This is a genomic window from Chryseobacterium sp. POE27, from assembly GCF_039727685.1.
GTDB lineage: Bacteria > Bacteroidota > Bacteroidia > Flavobacteriales > Weeksellaceae > Chryseobacterium.
Genome location: NZ_CP152475.1, coordinates 2,000,334 through 2,016,954, shown reverse-complemented (window position 1 = coordinate 2,016,954; position 16,621 = coordinate 2,000,334). Strand labels below are relative to the sequence as shown.

19 protein-coding genes are annotated in these 16,621 nt (G+C 36.4%); 15 read left to right on the top strand and 4 right to left on the bottom strand.

Annotation, left to right across the window (positions count from 1 at the left end; translation table 11 throughout):
* Window positions 1–74 precede the first annotated feature (74 nt).
* Window positions 75–728 carry a uracil phosphoribosyltransferase gene (gene upp / locus AAHI02_RS09540; protein ID WP_346986444.1) on the top strand — a complete coding sequence of 218 codons (654 nt, stop codon included), beginning with the start codon at window positions 75–77 and terminating at the stop codon, window positions 726–728.
* A 63-nt stretch (window positions 729–791) separates the two neighbouring features.
* Here upp and AAHI02_RS09535 read toward each other — a convergent pair whose 3' ends face one another.
* The gene (locus tag AAHI02_RS09535) at window positions 792–1,445 is read right to left on the bottom strand and encodes a ComF family protein (RefSeq protein ID WP_346986443.1); all 654 of its coding nucleotides are present in this window, start codon (window positions 1,443–1,445) and stop codon (window positions 792–794) included.
* 342 nt (window positions 1,446–1,787) lie between these two features.
* On the opposite strand from AAHI02_RS09535, the gene AAHI02_RS09530 reads away from it, so the two are divergent.
* The gene (locus AAHI02_RS09530; protein ID WP_346986442.1) at window positions 1,788–2,171 is read left to right on the top strand and encodes a thioesterase family protein; all 384 of its coding nucleotides are present in this window, start codon (window positions 1,788–1,790) and stop codon (window positions 2,169–2,171) included.
* On the opposite strand, the gene AAHI02_RS09525 is transcribed toward AAHI02_RS09530, so the two are convergent.
* Genes AAHI02_RS09525 through AAHI02_RS09515 form a run of 3 tightly spaced genes read right to left on the bottom strand, consistent with a single transcriptional unit; the run spans window position 2,172 to window position 3,207 of the window.
* Window positions 2,172–2,678, bottom strand: a complete 507-nt coding sequence (locus AAHI02_RS09525) for a TlpA disulfide reductase family protein (RefSeq protein WP_346986441.1) — start codon at window positions 2,676–2,678, stop codon at window positions 2,172–2,174. It abuts the gene before it with no gap.
* A 12-nt stretch (window positions 2,679–2,690) separates the two neighbouring features.
* Window positions 2,691–2,987 carry a type II toxin-antitoxin system RelE/ParE family toxin gene (locus AAHI02_RS09520; protein ID WP_346986440.1) on the bottom strand — a complete coding sequence of 99 codons (297 nt, stop codon included), beginning with the start codon at window positions 2,985–2,987 and terminating at the stop codon, window positions 2,691–2,693.
* Window positions 2,977–3,207 (bottom strand): addiction module protein, encoded by a 231-nt coding sequence (locus AAHI02_RS09515; RefSeq protein WP_346986439.1) that lies wholly within the window; start codon window positions 3,205–3,207, stop codon window positions 2,977–2,979. The genes AAHI02_RS09520 and AAHI02_RS09515 overlap by 11 nt, the downstream gene beginning before the upstream one ends.
* A 95-nt stretch (window positions 3,208–3,302) precedes the next feature.
* Here AAHI02_RS09515 and AAHI02_RS09510 point away from each other — a divergent pair, with 95 nt between their 5' ends.
* The 13 genes from AAHI02_RS09510 (at window position 3,303) to AAHI02_RS09450 (ending at window position 16,606) form a co-directional block, all read left to right on the top strand.
* Window positions 3,303–3,749: a 6-carboxytetrahydropterin synthase gene (locus AAHI02_RS09510; protein WP_346986438.1), complete on the top strand. Its 447-nt coding sequence runs from the start codon at window positions 3,303–3,305 to the stop codon at window positions 3,747–3,749.
* Window positions 3,750–3,774: 25 nt separating this feature from the next.
* Window positions 3,775–4,566, top strand: a complete 792-nt coding sequence (locus AAHI02_RS09505) for a UDP-2,3-diacylglucosamine diphosphatase (RefSeq protein WP_346986437.1) — start codon at window positions 3,775–3,777, stop codon at window positions 4,564–4,566.
* A 173-nt stretch (window positions 4,567–4,739) separates the two neighbouring features.
* Window positions 4,740–5,726: an acyl transferase gene (locus AAHI02_RS09500; RefSeq protein ID WP_346986436.1), complete on the top strand. Its 987-nt coding sequence runs from the start codon at window positions 4,740–4,742 to the stop codon at window positions 5,724–5,726.
* A 123-nt stretch (window positions 5,727–5,849) separates the two neighbouring features.
* Window positions 5,850–6,395: a hypothetical protein gene (locus AAHI02_RS09495; protein WP_346986435.1), complete on the top strand. Its 546-nt coding sequence runs from the start codon at window positions 5,850–5,852 to the stop codon at window positions 6,393–6,395.
* A gap of 127 nt (window positions 6,396–6,522) precedes the next feature.
* Window positions 6,523–7,143, top strand: coding sequence for a DUF5715 family protein (locus tag AAHI02_RS09490; RefSeq protein ID WP_346986434.1), 621 nt, complete (start codon window positions 6,523–6,525; stop codon window positions 7,141–7,143).
* A gap of 81 nt (window positions 7,144–7,224) precedes the next feature.
* Window positions 7,225–7,953: a hypothetical protein gene (locus tag AAHI02_RS09485; protein ID WP_346986433.1), complete on the top strand. Its 729-nt coding sequence runs from the start codon at window positions 7,225–7,227 to the stop codon at window positions 7,951–7,953.
* 380 nt (window positions 7,954–8,333) lie between these two features.
* Entirely contained in the window at window positions 8,334–9,362 is a 1,029-nt protein-coding gene (locus AAHI02_RS09480; RefSeq protein ID WP_346986432.1) for an ATP-binding protein, read from the top strand.
* Window positions 9,331–10,008, top strand: a complete 678-nt coding sequence (locus AAHI02_RS09475; RefSeq protein WP_346986431.1) for a response regulator transcription factor — start codon at window positions 9,331–9,333, stop codon at window positions 10,006–10,008. Before AAHI02_RS09480 ends, AAHI02_RS09475 begins: the two co-directional genes overlap by 32 nt.
* Before the next feature lie 135 nt (window positions 10,009–10,143).
* Window positions 10,144–11,490, top strand: coding sequence for a DUF2235 domain-containing protein (locus AAHI02_RS09470; RefSeq protein WP_346986430.1), 1,347 nt, complete (start codon window positions 10,144–10,146; stop codon window positions 11,488–11,490).
* A gap of 188 nt (window positions 11,491–11,678) precedes the next feature.
* Window positions 11,679–13,607, top strand: a complete 1,929-nt coding sequence (locus AAHI02_RS09465; RefSeq protein WP_346986429.1) for an ABC-F family ATP-binding cassette domain-containing protein — start codon at window positions 11,679–11,681, stop codon at window positions 13,605–13,607.
* A 94-nt stretch (window positions 13,608–13,701) separates the two neighbouring features.
* Window positions 13,702–14,058, top strand: a complete 357-nt coding sequence (locus tag AAHI02_RS09460; RefSeq protein WP_346986428.1) for a hypothetical protein — start codon at window positions 13,702–13,704, stop codon at window positions 14,056–14,058.
* Window positions 14,059–14,211: 153 nt separating this feature from the next.
* Window positions 14,212–14,937, top strand: a complete 726-nt coding sequence (locus AAHI02_RS09455) for a TonB-dependent receptor plug domain-containing protein (protein WP_346986427.1) — start codon at window positions 14,212–14,214, stop codon at window positions 14,935–14,937.
* The gene (locus AAHI02_RS09450; protein ID WP_346986426.1) at window positions 14,906–16,606 is read left to right on the top strand and encodes a TonB-dependent receptor; all 1,701 of its coding nucleotides are present in this window, start codon (window positions 14,906–14,908) and stop codon (window positions 16,604–16,606) included. Before AAHI02_RS09455 ends, AAHI02_RS09450 begins: the two co-directional genes overlap by 32 nt.
* Window positions 16,607–16,621 lie beyond the last annotated feature (15 nt).

The following is a 16,621-nucleotide window of genomic DNA, read 5'->3' as shown; positions in this document are numbered from 1 at the left end:
ATCCCTTTTAGATCTTTCTAAGAGGGATTTTATTCTCAATTAATTTTTATATTTTAGATAAAAGCTTCACAACAATGAATACAGTTGTATTATCAGAACAGTTTTCTTTGGTTAATTCATGGATCAACGAACTCAGAAATGTTGATATCCAAAACGACAGAATGAGATTCCGTAGGAATATGGAAAGAATCGGAGAGATTGCCGCTTTTGAGATCAGCAAAGGTCTGGAACAGAAAGAAATCGAGATTCAGACTCCTTTAGATAAGATTAAAGTGAAGGAAATCGCTGTTCAGCCGGTAATCACAACAATCTTGAGAGCAGGAGTTCCTTTGTTTCAGGGGATTTTAAATTATTTCGACAAAGCTGACTGCGGATTTGTGGCAGCGTACAGAAAACACGATGCCAATGATTATTTCTCGATCAAACAGGATTATCTTACATGTCCTGATATTGAAGGAAGACCTTTGATTATCGGGGATCCTATGCTGGCAACAGGTGCGTCTTTAATTGAAGCCATTAAAGATTTATTAACCAACGGAAAACCAAGTCAGCTTCATATTGTGGCAGCAATTGCTTCAAAACAGGGTGTTGAAACGATTGAGAAAGCTTATCCTGAAGCAAAAATATGGGTAGGAGCAATTGATGAACAATTAACTTCAAAAGGTTATATCACTCCTGGCCTGGGAGATGCCGGAGATTTGAGCTACGGAGAAAAACTGCAGCGATAATTTTTAAAGTTTAATTATTATTGAATTAAAAAAAGTTAGGCTGTATTTTCGATACAGCCTGTTTTACATATCGACAGCCATCACCAGAATACTTACAGTATTGTTTCCTGCCTTCAGGATTTCCCATGCGATGGTTGCTAAAGTATTTCCCGTGGTAAAAACATCATCAACGAGTAAGATGTGTTTTCCGGAGATTTCTTTTGTGATCGAAAATGTATTTTCAGTTTCCAGACGATGTTCCTTATCTTTGAGTGCCTGAGCTTTTGAATAATGATTTCTTCTGATCAGATGATGGTCAAACGGAATATCGTAGAATTCCGAAAGTTTCTCTGTAAAAATATGCAGCTGATTGTAGCCTCTTTCTTTCAGTTTCCTGGGATGAAGCGGCACTGAAACAAGTAAATCAGGCCTTTTATCTTTAAAATTCAATCGCTCTGAAGTCCATTGTGCGAGAACTTTTCCGGCCTTTTCCCTACTTTTGTATTTTAATTCATGGATGATCTTTCTGCTGAGGTTTTCTTGTTCAAATTGCATCAGCGCAAAAGTATGCTCAACCGGAAAGAGTAGTCTGCATTTTTCTTTAATAAAATTATCGTCAAAATAATTGAAATGGGCAAAATCGATATGCTCGAAACAAAGCTCACAGACCAGAAGATCGGCATCAATAATGCGGTTGCAGCCAAGGCAGCGGTTCGGAAAGAAAATATCTAAAATCATTTGTGTGAATTTTTTTGCTAATATACTAAGTTCTTCCAAGCAAAATATGTAAATCTATCCGTTATTTGATGTTAATTTGGCAAACCGAAACTGGTTTAAGGTTTCTCGGGCCGAGACAGAACAATCCAATATGGATTTATGCTTTCTCAACCTGAGACGAAGCAAACCAAAACTGTTTTTGGTAATCTCATCCTGAGACGGAGTAAAGTAAAACAGATTCTCACAATCTCGGATTGATTTCGAAATAAACATTATTTATCTTAGATTGTATGATTTTTGACATGGCTTTTATACCACAGGATTTAATTTTTATGCCTTATTTTTGAGTAAATATTGAAGCCGATGAGTTTGATTTATGAAAAAAAGATACAAGTAACGGAAGAGCATATTGATGCAAATCATCATGTCAACAATGTTCAGTATGTGAAATGGGTGGAAGAAATTGCTGCGGAACACTGGGATTTTGTGAAACATAAAACCCAAAATCCTGATGATATATGGATGCTTCTGGATCATCATATTCAGTACAAAAAACAGGTGTATCTGGGCGAAATACTCACCGTGAAAACCTATCCTAAAACTCCAGAAGGAATCAGGCAGCCCAGGAAAGTTGAATTTTATTGTAATGATAAGCTGGTCGTGGATTCACTGACGCTCTGGGTTTTCATTGACAAAAAAACAGAAAGGATCATCAGGCTGGAAAGTGACTGGCTGGATGCTTTGTAATTATTCATTCAGAATGGCAAGAATAAGATTTGCCTTTTCGTTATCGATATTGCCTGTGATTTCCTGTACATTTCCTTGTCTATCGATTATAAAATTAAGAGGATTTCGAATCAGTGAAAAATAAGATTGTAATTCCTTTACAGAATCTGTAATATGAATGAAATTGAATGTGTGATTTGCTAAAAACCGGTCAACTTTTTCTTTGGGATCATGAGTGATGGCTATGAAATTTACTTTTGTGCCTAATGTCTCCTCGAGTTTGTTTAGGTAAGGAAGTTCTTCAATACACGGTACGCAGGTAGTTGACCAAAAGTTGATCAATGAAACTTTACCCTGAAGTTCATCAGCACTGAAATTTTTACCTTCTTTATTTTTATAATTCTCAATAGGAAAGTGTTGTCCGATCTTTTTCTCAAGAAGAGGGTGAGCCTGGAAGTGTCTTTGAGCGTTTAGAGATAAACTTAAAAGGAGCAGGGATAAAGAAAGAAATCGTAAACCTGGGATCATTTTTGGTGGCTATTAATTTCTTTTACCAACGTTCTCCGGGTTTTGTTTATTGTGTAAAACCGCATGGATAAAAACTGTTTCGTTTTCAAGTGTAAAATAAACAGCGTACGGGAACTTTTTAGTAAAAATCACTCTTGTATTCTTATATCTTTTTTGATAATGTTCAGGATGATTTTGAATTTTACTGAAAACAGTGTGAAGCGAATCAAGAAGTTGCAAAGGTAATTTCTCTCCCTGACTTTTATACCATTCTAAAGCTTCATCAATATCTTTTTCTGCATCAGGTTTAATAATTAAATTATAATCCATATTTTTCCTTCAATGAATTTTTAACATCATTCCAAGGCTTTCCTGAATTTGGGTTCTCCTGGTGCTTTGCGAGGCGTTGATCTAAAATTTCTGTATGGTGTGATGGTAATTCATCATTTTCTTCTGTCATAATAATGGCATTAATGATACGGAGAATCCTTTCATCAGCATGATCGATGAATTCATGAATTCTTTTTCTGATATCAACTGTACTTTCCATTTTTTTTAATTTATACCCAAAGTTACTAATTTTATTGAGTGAGTTGTTATAATTTACCAAACCGAAACTCAAATCAAATTCCTTATCTTTGACCCATGATACGTATTACAAAAATTTTTACATTCGAAACGGCTCACGTGCTGTATAATTACGATGGTAAATGTAAAAATATGCATGGGCATTCTTACAAGCTGTTTGTAACGGTAAAAGGGAAACCTGTTAATGATCTGGAGAACCCGAAAAACGGGATGGTGGTTGATTTTGGAGATATAAAAAGTATCGTAAAGTCTGAGATTGTAGACGTCTGGGATCATGCCGTTCTGATCAACGGGCTGTCACCCCATAAAGAACTGGGCGAGGATCTTGAGGAGAAAGGGCATAAGGTAATTTACTGTACCTTCCAGCCGACCTGTGAGAATATGTTGTATGCGATTGCTGCCAAAATAAAATCCAGGCTTCCGGAAGGGATTTCCCTGGCTTATCTTAAACTTCACGAAACGGAAAACTCTTATGGAGAGTGGTTTGCGGAAGATAATCAGTAATTTGTTTTTCAATAAATAGTTAGAAGTGTTAAAGACAACCATCAATTTAGAACCTGGAAAGAAAGTATATTTTGCTTCAGATCAGCATTTTGGTGCACCCAACCCAAAGGAAAGTAAAGTGCGTGAAGAGCGCTTTATCCGGTGGATGGATGAGATCAAGCATGATGCGCAGGTTTTGTTTTTAATGGGAGATTTGTTTGATTTCTGGCACGAATGGAAACATGTCATTCCGAAAGGATATGTGCGTGTTTTAGGCAAAATAGCCGAACTGAAGGACCGGGGCATTCACATCTATTTTTTTGTGGGCAATCATGATCTTTGGATGAAAGATTATCTGGAGGAAGAAATAGGATGTACGGTTTTTTACAGCAAACAGTATTTTGAAATGGGCGGAAAGCAGTTTCTGCTGGCTCACGGAGATGGACTGGGACCGGGTGATAAAGGATATAAAAGAATGAAAAAAGTCTTTACCAATCCTGTAGCGCAATGGTTTTTTAAATGGCTTCATCCTGATATTGCCATGAAAATTGCTTTGTATATGTCTCAGAAAAATAAAATGATCTCAGGAGATGAAGACAAAGAATTTCTGGGCGAGGATAAAGAATTTCTGATTATTTATTCCAAAGAAAAGCTGAAAACACAGAAGATCGATTATTTTATTTATGGCCATCGCCATCTTCCCATGATTATGGATCTGGAAGGAAAGGCAAAATACATCAATCTGGGAGACTGGATTTCCTATTTTACCTACGGTGTTTTTGAGCATGAATTTCAGCTGAAAACTTTCGGGGAAAGCGCAAAAAAAATTACCCCATAAGAGGTAATTCTCCGAATGAACCGAAGTTCACTCTTGTTTTTAATCCATATTCCGGTTTTGTAGTTGCAATAACCTGACCAAAAATTTATTTTTAGCTTAAAAAAATATTAAAAACCTTATTTGTTTTATTAACCGATTTATAATGAGACAGTAAGAATAAAGTACTTTCACAAGTGAATACAATATTTGACATACAGACAGAGCAGGATTTTCTTGACGAATCACTGAAAACGTTTCGTTATCAATATGAGAATGTTGAAATTTACAGGCGTTTTGTAGATTATCTCAATATCAATCCTGATGAGGTGAATGAATTGGCTGCTATTCCTTTTCTTCCGATTGAGATGTTTAAAAATCACCAGATTCTCGATAAAAATGTGACGGCTGATCTTTTTTTTCAAAGTTCAGGAACCACTCAGATGAATCTTTCAAAACATTTTATTGCCGATGAGGAAATTTACAGACAAAGTATCTATAAAAGCTTTGAGCAATTTATCGGTAAACCTGAAGATTTTATTTTTCTGGGCCTGCTGCCAAGCTATCTTGAGCGGCAAAACTCTTCCCTTATTTATATGGTTGATTTTTTAATGAAGAAATCCGCAAAACCAGAAAACGGATATTTTCTTTATAATCATGAAGATTTATTTCAACTTTTAAATAAATTGGAAAATAAGAAAGTTATTCTTTTTGGGGTTTCCTTCGCATTACTGGATTTTATCGACTACTGTCATTCTGAACGAATTGAAGAATCTCTGGAGTTTTTAGAGAATTTAATAGTGATTGAAACCGGAGGAATGAAAGGAAGAAAAGAAGAAATGACTAAGGACGAACTTCTTAATATTTTACAGGAAGGCTTTAAAACCAAAAAAATCTACTCCGAATATTCAATGACTGAGCTTCTTTCTCAGGCTTATTCATTGGGAAATAATGAATATGAATGTCCGAATTGGATGAAAATCATGGTAAGAAATGCTGAAGATCCGTTCAGCTATGAAAAAGAAGGAAGAACGGGGGCGATTAATATTATTGATCTGGCTAACATTCACAGCTGTTCATTTATTGCGACGCAGGATTTAGGTAAAATTAAAGGTAACAAATTCCAGGTTTTGGGAAGAATTGATCATTCCGATATTCGCGGATGCAGCCTTCTTGTGAGCTAATCGTGTTCGAGAGTTTGGGAGTGGGAGAGTCTGGGATTTTTGAATTAAAACTAAAAAATAATCGGAGTTCCGAAGGGGCGACCTAAATAAGAATAGGATAAAGTCCTGTTGAATTAAAAAAAAGTGTTAAAAATCGAAGAATTGGTTCATGCGTTTATTTATTCTCAATGTGATTTTGAGAAGGAAATTGTATTGACCAACCATTTTCAGGCAGATTGGGAAGCGGATATTCTGATTGTGGATGCGGAAGGTTTCAGTCACGAAATAGAAATTAAGCTTTCGAAAAGTGATTTTAAAAATGATTTTAAAAAGTCTTATACCAATTCCAATACGGGCGAGAAATTCCTGAAGCACGACAAGATATCATGCGGCGATTATGTCTGCAATGCATTCAGCTTTCTGCTTCCGATGGGAATGGTAGAGCATGATTTAATTCCCGCACACTGTGGAATCATCGAATTTTACCACAATGTTGATTCCTGGGATACGGAGTTTTATATCATCAGGAAGCCGCAAAAAGTACATGAAGATCCTTACTGGAAGCTGAATGACAAGGATCTGTTCATCCGGAAAATGGCCCTTAATTTACTCCAGAGAAAAATGGAAATCAAAGGGAAACATGAAGAACTGATCTTTAAAAATCCTTTTGATATTAGGAAACTGAAATGACACTCCTTTTTATTAAAGTAATTTTTACATGATATTTTTATTTAAAATTCTACTATAAATTGTTCTTACGATTAAATCGTATAAAATATTTTCATTATTTTTAGGTTGGAAATCTAAAACGGTTTTAATGAAAAAGATTTTGTGTCTGGTTCTTTTTTCCATGATGTGTGGAGCTTATTTTCCCCAGGTGGCAAAAAAAACATTGCCATGCTATGATCTTACAGAGGTCTTGAAAGTAGAACCCACAATGCTGTACAAGCCTCACCTCGACGCTTCCAAGAATTTCGGAATTAAACTTCTGAAAGATTCTAAAACGATGCAGAAATATATCAATAACGGTAAGTTTCACAAAATCAGTAAATCAGGAAGGGGATATCGTGTCCAAAAGCTTGATTACAGCAGGGCATGGATGGTATCTAAATGGAAACTCATGCTGCAAAAGATAGCAACGCGCTTCAGCAAAGAGACGAAGGGAAGTACTTTCACGGTATCTTCGATCACCAGGACGCTTGAGGATCAGTGCAGATTAAGAAAAATTAATACTAATGCATCTTTGGGCATCAGCTCGCACAATTACGGCAATTCTTTCGATATTTCTTATGTACGCTTTAATGGGGTTTTGAGATATAATTCTAAGCTGGAGATCGCTTTGGAGAGGGTTTTAAAGTATTATTACGATGCGGGAAGGATTTATTATATCAAAGAAAGACAGCAAAGTTGCTTTCATATTACGGTTAGGAATTATTAAATTATTTTCAATTATATGTGATATAGTTGCACAGATAATTTAGTTTCTTTAATTTTATGGCACTTTAAAAATACCATGAATATGAATGCATTCACCAGAGATCAATTTGATGCAGCCGTTACAGGATGGACAAATTGTTGTTCAGATTTTTACGCAATTACAAAACTTATCCCTACCAATTATGTTTTCACTTTTGAGGCTGAACAGATGGACTGGATGAGAAACCTGAATAAGTATAATGAATTTTGTACGGAAATCGGAGTTTATCAGGGGCAGCTTGTCGCAATCCTTTGCCCATTAGACGGAGCGGGAAAGAAACTTGTTGTAGACAAATTTCCTTACAGTCCTCTACAGAAATTGGATAGAGATCTTAGGCTGATGGAAACACAAGAATACATTGTTGTAAAAAATGCTGTTCTTTCATCGGATCTGCAGATAGTTGATAACAGCGAAAATGCCTATCTTCCGGTATCCAGTAAACCGATGCTGGATCAGGATAAAGCGGTTTCTGCTATAGAATCCTGGAGAGATGAAGCAATGACCTGGTTCTACAGAGAATGTACCGAGTTCAAGGGCAGCAGAATTTTCAAAAGATTTTTTGTGCCAACGGAAGACATTACTCCTACGAAAAGCGGATTTACTCATGTCGTATGTTCATTCGGTCTTAAGTTTTCTGATGTTTACCAGAGACTTTTGCCAACACTTATTTTTATCTCTTTTTATGAAGATCTTCAGAACTCAGGAAGCATCCAGACCATTTCCAATACGTACGACTGGTCTCAGCCATGCCCTCCTATGTGCCCCCCTTAATTAAAAATATTTAAAATATATTGTGGATACTTACAAAGTAATACTTTATCTTAATAATAGTTTACTTGTCATTTGTGCTCTTATAGGACTTATCAGGTACAAATTTTTTAAAAATTCAGAAAAATGGTATGTCTATTATATCATTTTTCTTTTTTTAATTGAAGCTGTTGTTAAACTCTGTTTTTATATTTTCGGAATTAAAGATGTTAATTTCGTTTTTCCTTTTTATGTTGCCGGTGAGCTCTTGCTGCTGGGGATTTTGTATATAAGGAAACTTAATATGTCGGTTTACTGGTATATTCCGGTTGCCATCCTTGCCGCTTTCTTTTTTATAGATTCTGATATAACGAATGATGTGAAAAAAAGTAATCTCCAATATTGTGGTGATTTGTTTTGCAGGATATGCCTTGCTGACGGAAATTAAAAGCATCAAAATCAATGACCGCTTTATGCTGGCAGACAGTTTTATATTTCTGTATTATGCGCTGTCGGTCTTTTTGTTTTTTCTTCTCAGACAGCTTTCTGATCTTGGAACCGAAGAAGCTACCATGATCTGGAGTATCAATAATATTCTCAGCAGTGTTTTGTATTTATCCATCATATATACTTTTTTTAAAATTAAAGAAATAACGCTCAATATCAACTTTTTTATCATGTTAATTGTCGTTCTGGTAATTATCATGACCTTCATTTTGCTTGCGTACAGGAGCTTTATACAAAGGATTATTAAAGAAAAAAATACACAGCATGAAGCGGAAGTACTGCATCAGAAAAACCTGGTGCTGGAAAATATAAAAGCCCAGGAATCCGAAAGGAAAAGAATTGCCGTGATGATTCATGATGATATCGGAAACCGGCTTAATATTTTATCATTATGGCTGAATAACCTCGATACAAAAGGTGATGAGCTTATTAAGAAAAATATTACCACCCAGATGTCTGCCCTTATTGATTCTGCACGAAGCATTTCTCATTCATTGTATCCGGTAAATCTGGAGACTGTGGGACTTGTTTTATATATTGAAGAATTGATTGCCAACTTATCCGGGAGAGTAAATATTTCTTTGAATGTCAGTCCGAAATTTCAGAAAAAAGATATTTTTACAGAAGTTCAGCTGTACAGAATTATTCAGGAATTTACGACCAATGTTCTCAAACACTCGGAAGCATCAAGAGTATGGATTTATATTAAAGATAATCAAAACAATCTGGCCGTTGTGATTTCAGACAACGGAGAAAGCTTTGAATATGACGAAGTGAAAAAAGGAATGGGCATCAAGAATATAGAATCCCGCATAAAATCCATGAACGCAATCCATAAATGGAAAAATGTTTTGGGTAAAGGAAGCCGGCTAATCATTAAAATCCCTAATAACCATGAATTCGCAAATCAAAATAGCACTAATTGATGATGAACAGCTCATCCTTGAAGGGGTAAAAATGCTACTGTCTTCCGAACAGAATATTTCGGTAGTCTCTACATCCAATAACGGACCTGGTTTTCTCGAAACGTTAGAAAATACTTTGGAAGAAAACTTTCCGGACATTGCTTTGGTAGATGTTCAGATGCAGCCCATGAACGGTTTTGAACTGGTTGAGATCCTCAAGGAAAAATATCCCAATCTTAAGATTATTATCCTTTCTTCCCACTATAAAACAACGATTTTAGGATATATGGTAAAACTGGGTGTTTCTGCATTTCTTCCTAAAAATTCCAACCGCAACGCTTTTATAGAAGCCATTACCATGGTTTATAAAAACGGAATATTCTTCACGCCGGAAGATCACCAGATGATTTTTTCTTACATGAACAGTCCTACCAAGAAAAAAACACTCTTTGAGATGGATGATGAGCTTTCCGACCGGGAAAAAGATGTCGTCAGGCTCATTTGCCAGGAATGCACCAACAATGAAATTGCCGAAAAACTGTTCATCAGCCCGAGAACGGTAGAAAGTCACCGGCAGAGAATCGTCGAGAAAATTGGCGCCAAGAATACTGTAGGAATTGTTATCTATGCCATTATCAATAATATTCATCCTTTAGAAAGAATATGATTCCGTAGAAATACGGAATTTTTTATTTGGTACTTTTTACTCTATAATCCCGTTTGTTTTCATCGTTACTTTGAAAAGTTCTTAAAATAAGTGCTTCATTATGAGAATGAACACGAGATAAAACCACAAGGTGACATGGAAAGCAAGATAATTTCTGTCGGGATTTTTTTCGACGGAACCGGAAATAATGGAATGAACGCGATTTCTACTGAAAAACCTCCGAAAAACAATGAAAGCTATTATGGAAATATTACCAATATTTATAAATTGTTTCAATTGTTTAATGGTGAGGAAAAACTTTATATAGAGGGTATTGGAACTGTTACTAACAAAGAAGACAGCGATTTTGCCATGGCTACCTGTATGAATCCGGCGGGATCTCAGGGATATTCTTCTGACGACAAGCTTCAGAAAGCATTCTCTTTTATTCAGGATATAATGTATGACACGACAAATCAGTATGAATTTTACATTTACGGATTCAGCAGAGGTTCCATGCTTGCCAGAAATTTTTGCTATGAATTGCTAAAACCAGATACTTTATTTCAGGAAAATAGTACAGTGAAATTTCTCGGAGTTTTCGATACTGTAGAATCTTCGCCTTTCAACGATTACAACGTCACGGTACTTCCAGCAACTGAAAAAGCACTGCATATCTGTGCCGTAAACGAGTGCAGGTACTTCTTTCCGTTAACAGGTATTTTTGATGATTCCAGATGCATGCAGGACTCAGAATTTAAAACTGACAATTCTATATGGAAGGAGATTTTTGTTCCCGGCGCCCATGCCGATATTGGAGGCGGATACCTTGAAGGTTCTCAGTCGGTTTACGTTTCTCCGAATTTTCTGATTGAAAGCGAGCTTGAAGCGTATCTAGATAATGTAAGAACTACAGCGACAGATGCCCAAGGTCATGAAATATGGAATTATTTACTTAATGATTATTTTGTAGATCATGGTGATTTTTTTTCACAAGCCTGTATTGTAAGAAATCTTGTGTACAATGAACTTTCCAAAGTTTATGGGAAACTTATGCTAAAGGAATCCAATACACAGCGGCAGATTTTCAGGACAGATTTTCAGGAATCCGATTTTTTGATTGATGCTGAAAAACATTCTTATTTAATTCAACTTTCAAAAGCTGTTGAAAATTATACCGAAAACCTTTCTTCAGGAATAAAACCGCTGTATGATTACCAAAAACTGGCGGATTATACACATATTTCAGCAAATTTCGGATTGTATATTCCTGCGATTCTGAAAAACTCTGAAGATGGCGGGCAAACGGAATTCATCAATAACGGACTGAACGTGCCCGGGAATTCCGAAGATCAGCTCACTGCCAATTCGTCAAAACTACAGTCGGAAATACATCACATAGAAGATTCTATCGTGGATTACGCATACGGAACAAATATTCCAAATAATGATCATTGGAATCGTACGATATTGATTAAGGAAAATTTATACAATAAATGTTAGTACTTTTTCAGTTTTAAATTTAGGTGTGGAGCTGTCCTGGTAAGACAGCTCTTTTTTATTGAATTTTTCTTAACAAAACCTTTTTTAAGAATCACATTTATAAGAAGTTCTTTTTCTTATAGTCAGTTCTTTTATTTTCCGTATTTTTGCACGCGAAAATTCATTATTCACTATTAATCATATTTAACATGCTTTCGGTTCAAAGTTTAGGATTACATCACTCGGGAAATTATCTTTTTCAAAACGTAAGTTTTACAATTAAAAAAGATGATAAGATCGGTCTGGTCGGTAAAAATGGGGCAGGAAAATCCACATTGCTGAAAATGCTTTCAGGAGAAATCAATTTCTATGAAGGCAACGTTGTTCCGGAAGGAAACATCACGATCGGCTTTCTAAAACAGGATCTTGATTTTGTGAAAGGCAGAACGGTTTGGGATGAAACGATGCAGGCTTTTGAGCAGATCAATGCATGGAAAAATGAATTGGAGGAAGTGAATCATCAGATGGCGACAAGAACCGATTATGAAAGCGATTCTTATACGGATCTGATCAATAAAATGACCGAACTGAATGACCTTTTGATGAACCACGACGCTTACAATCTCGAAGGCGACATGGAAAAAGTATTGTTTGGTTTAGGTTTTAAAGCAGATGATTTCCAAAAGATTACCGATGAGTTTTCCGGAGGCTGGAGAATGAGAATTGAGCTGGCAAAGCTGCTTCTTCAGAAAAATGACATCATGCTTCTCGATGAGCCTACCAACCACCTTGATATGGAATCGATCATCTGGCTGGAGAATTTCCTGAAAGATTATCCGGGAGCGATTGTTCTGGTAAGTCACGATAAACAGTTTATGACAGCCGTGTGCAATCGTACTTTCGATATCAACAATAAAAAAGTTGACGATTATAAAGCCAACTATACCAAATATCTCATCATGCGCGAAGACCGCCGCGAGAAGCTGATTCAGGCCAAAAAGAATCAGGATGCGGAAATCAAGCAGATGGAAGACAATATCAATAAGTTTCGTGCCAGTGCTACCAAAGCATCTTTTGCACAGTCTCTTATTAAAAAATTAGATAAAATCGAGCGTATCGAGGTTGATAATGAAGATGTTTCTAAATTCAATATCCGTTTCGTGCAGTCTGTTGTTCCCGGGAAAGTTATTTTCGAAGCTGAAAAGTTAGGAAAAGCTTACGGGCAGAAGCAGATTTTTGATGATGTTGATTTTATTGTTCAGCGAGGTGACAGAATCGCGCTTTTGGGACAAAACGGACAGGGGAAAACGACTTTGGCCAAAATTCTTGCCGGTGATATCAAAGATTATTCAGGTTCATGGAATCTTGGACATAACGTAAATATTGGTTATTTTGCCCAGAATCAGGAGGAAGTTTTAACACCGAACAAAACGGTTTTAGAAGAAGCGGAAGACGCTGCAACCGAAGAAACAAGGCCGAGAGTGAGAGATTTGTTAGGGTCTTTCCTGTTTCAGGGAGAAGCGGTGACGAAGAAAACAAAAGTGCTTTCCGGAGGAGAAAGAAACCGTTTAGCTTTATGTAAACTATTGCTACGTCCGTTCAATACTTTAATCATGGACGAACCTACCAATCACCTTGATATTCAATCTAAAGAGATCATCAAGCTGGCGCTGCAGAAATTTGAAGGAACATTGATCGTAATTTCCCACGACAGGGAGTTTTTGCAGGGTCTTTGCGATAAGATTTATGAATTCCGCGATGGTCACATGAAAGAATTCCTTGGTGATATCAACGAATATCTGGAATACAGACAAAAAGAAACTATTCGTGAAATTTCTGCAGAAAAAGCAAAACTTCACAACGAAGTTCCGAAAATGGAAGAAAAAAAGACTGAAGAAAAGTCTGTCTCCAACAACCAATCAAATGTAATCGTAAGCAAAGAACAGAAGAATATTCAGAATAAATTGAAAAAAGTAGAAGAGCAAATTACCGAGCTGGAAACAAAAATTGAGGAATTTGAAGTTTCTTTTACTAAAGATAATCCTTCTGAAGAAACATTGGAAAAGTATAGTAAAACTAAAGAAGAGCTGGAGCTTGCTTTGCAGGAATGGGAATATTTAGGTTCTCAGTTGGATTAAGCTTGTAACAACGCTCTGATATTCTCTACATATATCAAAGTATTTTAAGAAAACTTTAATGTCAGTTTTTAATTTATTTTTATAATTTTGACGAATGGTCTTTAAAGAAAGCAGAAATCTGAAAAGTTTTATTTCCAAATTATTGTTTGGAATATACTTTCTTGCGTTGTTTTCCCAGAATTTCCATAGCCACAGTTCTGAAGATGTTTTTAAAAGTTTCAGTTTTAAAAAATCAGAAAATACCATTACAAAAAACCTAGCCAAAGAAAAAGCAGCCGACTGTCTGGCTTGTCATTTTATGGCTACAGGAAATACTTTAGTTCCTGAAGAATTCAGCTTTGCTTTTGAAAGCTATACGCATGAAGTAAAGCAGATCATCGGTATTCAGGAGAAAATCTGGTCTCAGACAAAATTTACCTTTCAGCTTCGGGGGCCGCCTGCCATTTCATAATTCATAGATTTCTTATTGGTTTAAAGTGCAATGTTTGAGTTCAGGGTTACTTACCTTGGCTGTTTATCAATACATTATACTTTATCCAATTTCCAACAATTATTTTTTTATGAAAAATGTACCTGAAAAGGTATGCAATCAATCTATTTAACAATGAAATTGATCTATAGTTTTATGCTTATCCTTTGCGGATTTGCATTGACAAACGCACAGCAGACTTACACTGTTGAAGGAACTGTCAGGGATTTTCACGACAAAACCATGCTGGAAAATGCAGAAGTGAAGATCGGAGACTTTTCGGCAAAAACAGATAAAAACGGTAAGTTTTCTTTCAGCAAAATTCCTGCGGGAAATTATATACTCATTGCTAAACATCCTGATTGTAATGATTATACTGAAAATGTAGGAGTTACAAAGGATTTGCATTTGGCCATAACGCTCGAACACCATATCCAGGATATCGAAACGGTGACCGTTCACGGAAGCCATAAGAATAACGGGAGTATGGTTGTGAAAACGATTGACAAATCGACTATTTCACGAAATATTACCGAAAATCTTGGCAATCTGCTGACCAATATTTCCGGTGTCAATACTCTGAAAACCGGGAATAATATCGCAAAACCTATTATCCATGGTCTTTATGGTAGCCGGGTTGTTATTCTTAATGATGGTGTAAAGCTGGCAGAGCAGGAATGGGGTGTAGAACACGCACCTAACGTTGATGTCAATAATTTTGAACATATTGACGTGGTAAAAGGAGCTTCTGCCCTGAAATACGGAAGTGGTGCCGTGGGTGGTGTGGTCGTTCTTCAGCCGCAGGTTTTGCCTAAAAAAAGATACGATCATGGGCGCGGTTTCACTTTCAGGGATTTCTAATGGACGAGGCGCAGGTCTTAATGTAAAACTGGCCAAGACCTGGGAAGATGGCTGGGCTGTTAAAACCAATGGAAGCTTTAAGAAGCTTGGAGATCTTGATGCGCCGTCATATGGGTTAATGAATGCAGGACTTCAGAGTTCAGGGTTTAATTTCGGGGTGCAGAAGATGACTTTTAACAGAGGTTTTTCTTTTGATTATTATCTTACGAAAAGCTCAATAGGAATTCTCAGAAGTTCTCACGTAGGAAACTCAGAAGACCTGTATCTTGCCCTTACTTCTCCGGAGCCGATATACCAGAGGGATTTCAGCTATAATATCGATAATCCGAGACAGGATATTGAGCATCATATCGCTAAAATTTCTGCTTATCAGAGATTTGAAAACTTTGGAAAAATTACGGCCACTTACAGCTTTCAGTACAACCATAGAAAGGAGTATGATATCCGTCGTGGAGAAGAGCTCAGTAAGAAGCCTGCATTGGATCTTGAGCTTATAACCAATGATCTGAATATTGACCACATCATCGAAAGAGGAAAATGGAATCTTGAATCCGGAATTAATGCGGGCTATCAGAACAATTATTCCAATACACAGACGGAAGCAAGACGTCTTGTTCCGAACTATGACAGATATTATGGCGGAATTTATTCCGTTTTTAAATATAAAATTACTCCTGATCTGGACATGGAAGTTGGCGGAAGATACGATTTTGATCATTATGAAGTGACAAAATGGTACGATCTGAGCGACTGGAACAAGCTTTATGCCTCAGATTATTCAGATTTTGAAGTGAGAGTGAACCAAAACAGAATTCTTACAAAACCGTCATTAAGTTATCATAATATATCGGCCAACGCGGGAATTGTTTATCGTCCTTTCCAGAATTTTGATCTGAAATTCAACTATGCGAGAGTTTCAAGATCTCCGAATGTTGCTGAGCTGTTTTCAGACGGACTGCATCATTCGGCAGCAATTATTGAAAGAGGAGATATGAGGATTAAAAGTGAAACAGGAAATCAGTTTAATGTAGTGGCAGATTTCAGAGCCAATGTTTTAAAAGGGTTGAATGTTTCTTTGAATCCATATTTCTTTTACACCAAAAATTTTATTAATGAAGTTCCTTCAGGATATCAAAATACGCAGTGGGGCGGTGCATTTGTCGTGTACAAATATGAGCAGATTGATGCAAAAATGTATGGCGTAGATCTTGATGTTCAGCTTAAAATTACCGATAATCTTGCCTACAAAGGAAGCGCGGCGTACGTTTATGGGCAGGATATGACTCATGATGTACCTTTAATCATGATGATGCCTCCGAATTTTAATAATTCATTGGAATTCAGTAAAAAAGAATGGAAAAACTTTTACTTCAATGTAAGCAATAACACTTACCTGAAGCAAACGAGATTCCCGATTTATAATATTCCGATCAGATTATTTGATTCAAATGGGAATGCATACAATCAGGAGGTAGATATTTCTACACCTCCGAACGGATATTCACTCTGGAACTTTCAAACCGGAGTGGGACTGTCGAAAAATTTCGGAGTTGATTTTTCAGTCCGTAACCTCTTTAATAAGTCGTACAGAGATTATCTGAACAGGCTTCGTTTCTTCGCCAATGACATGGGAAGAAACTTTATCTTAACTCTTAAATATCAATTTTAATTACTTAAATCAAAA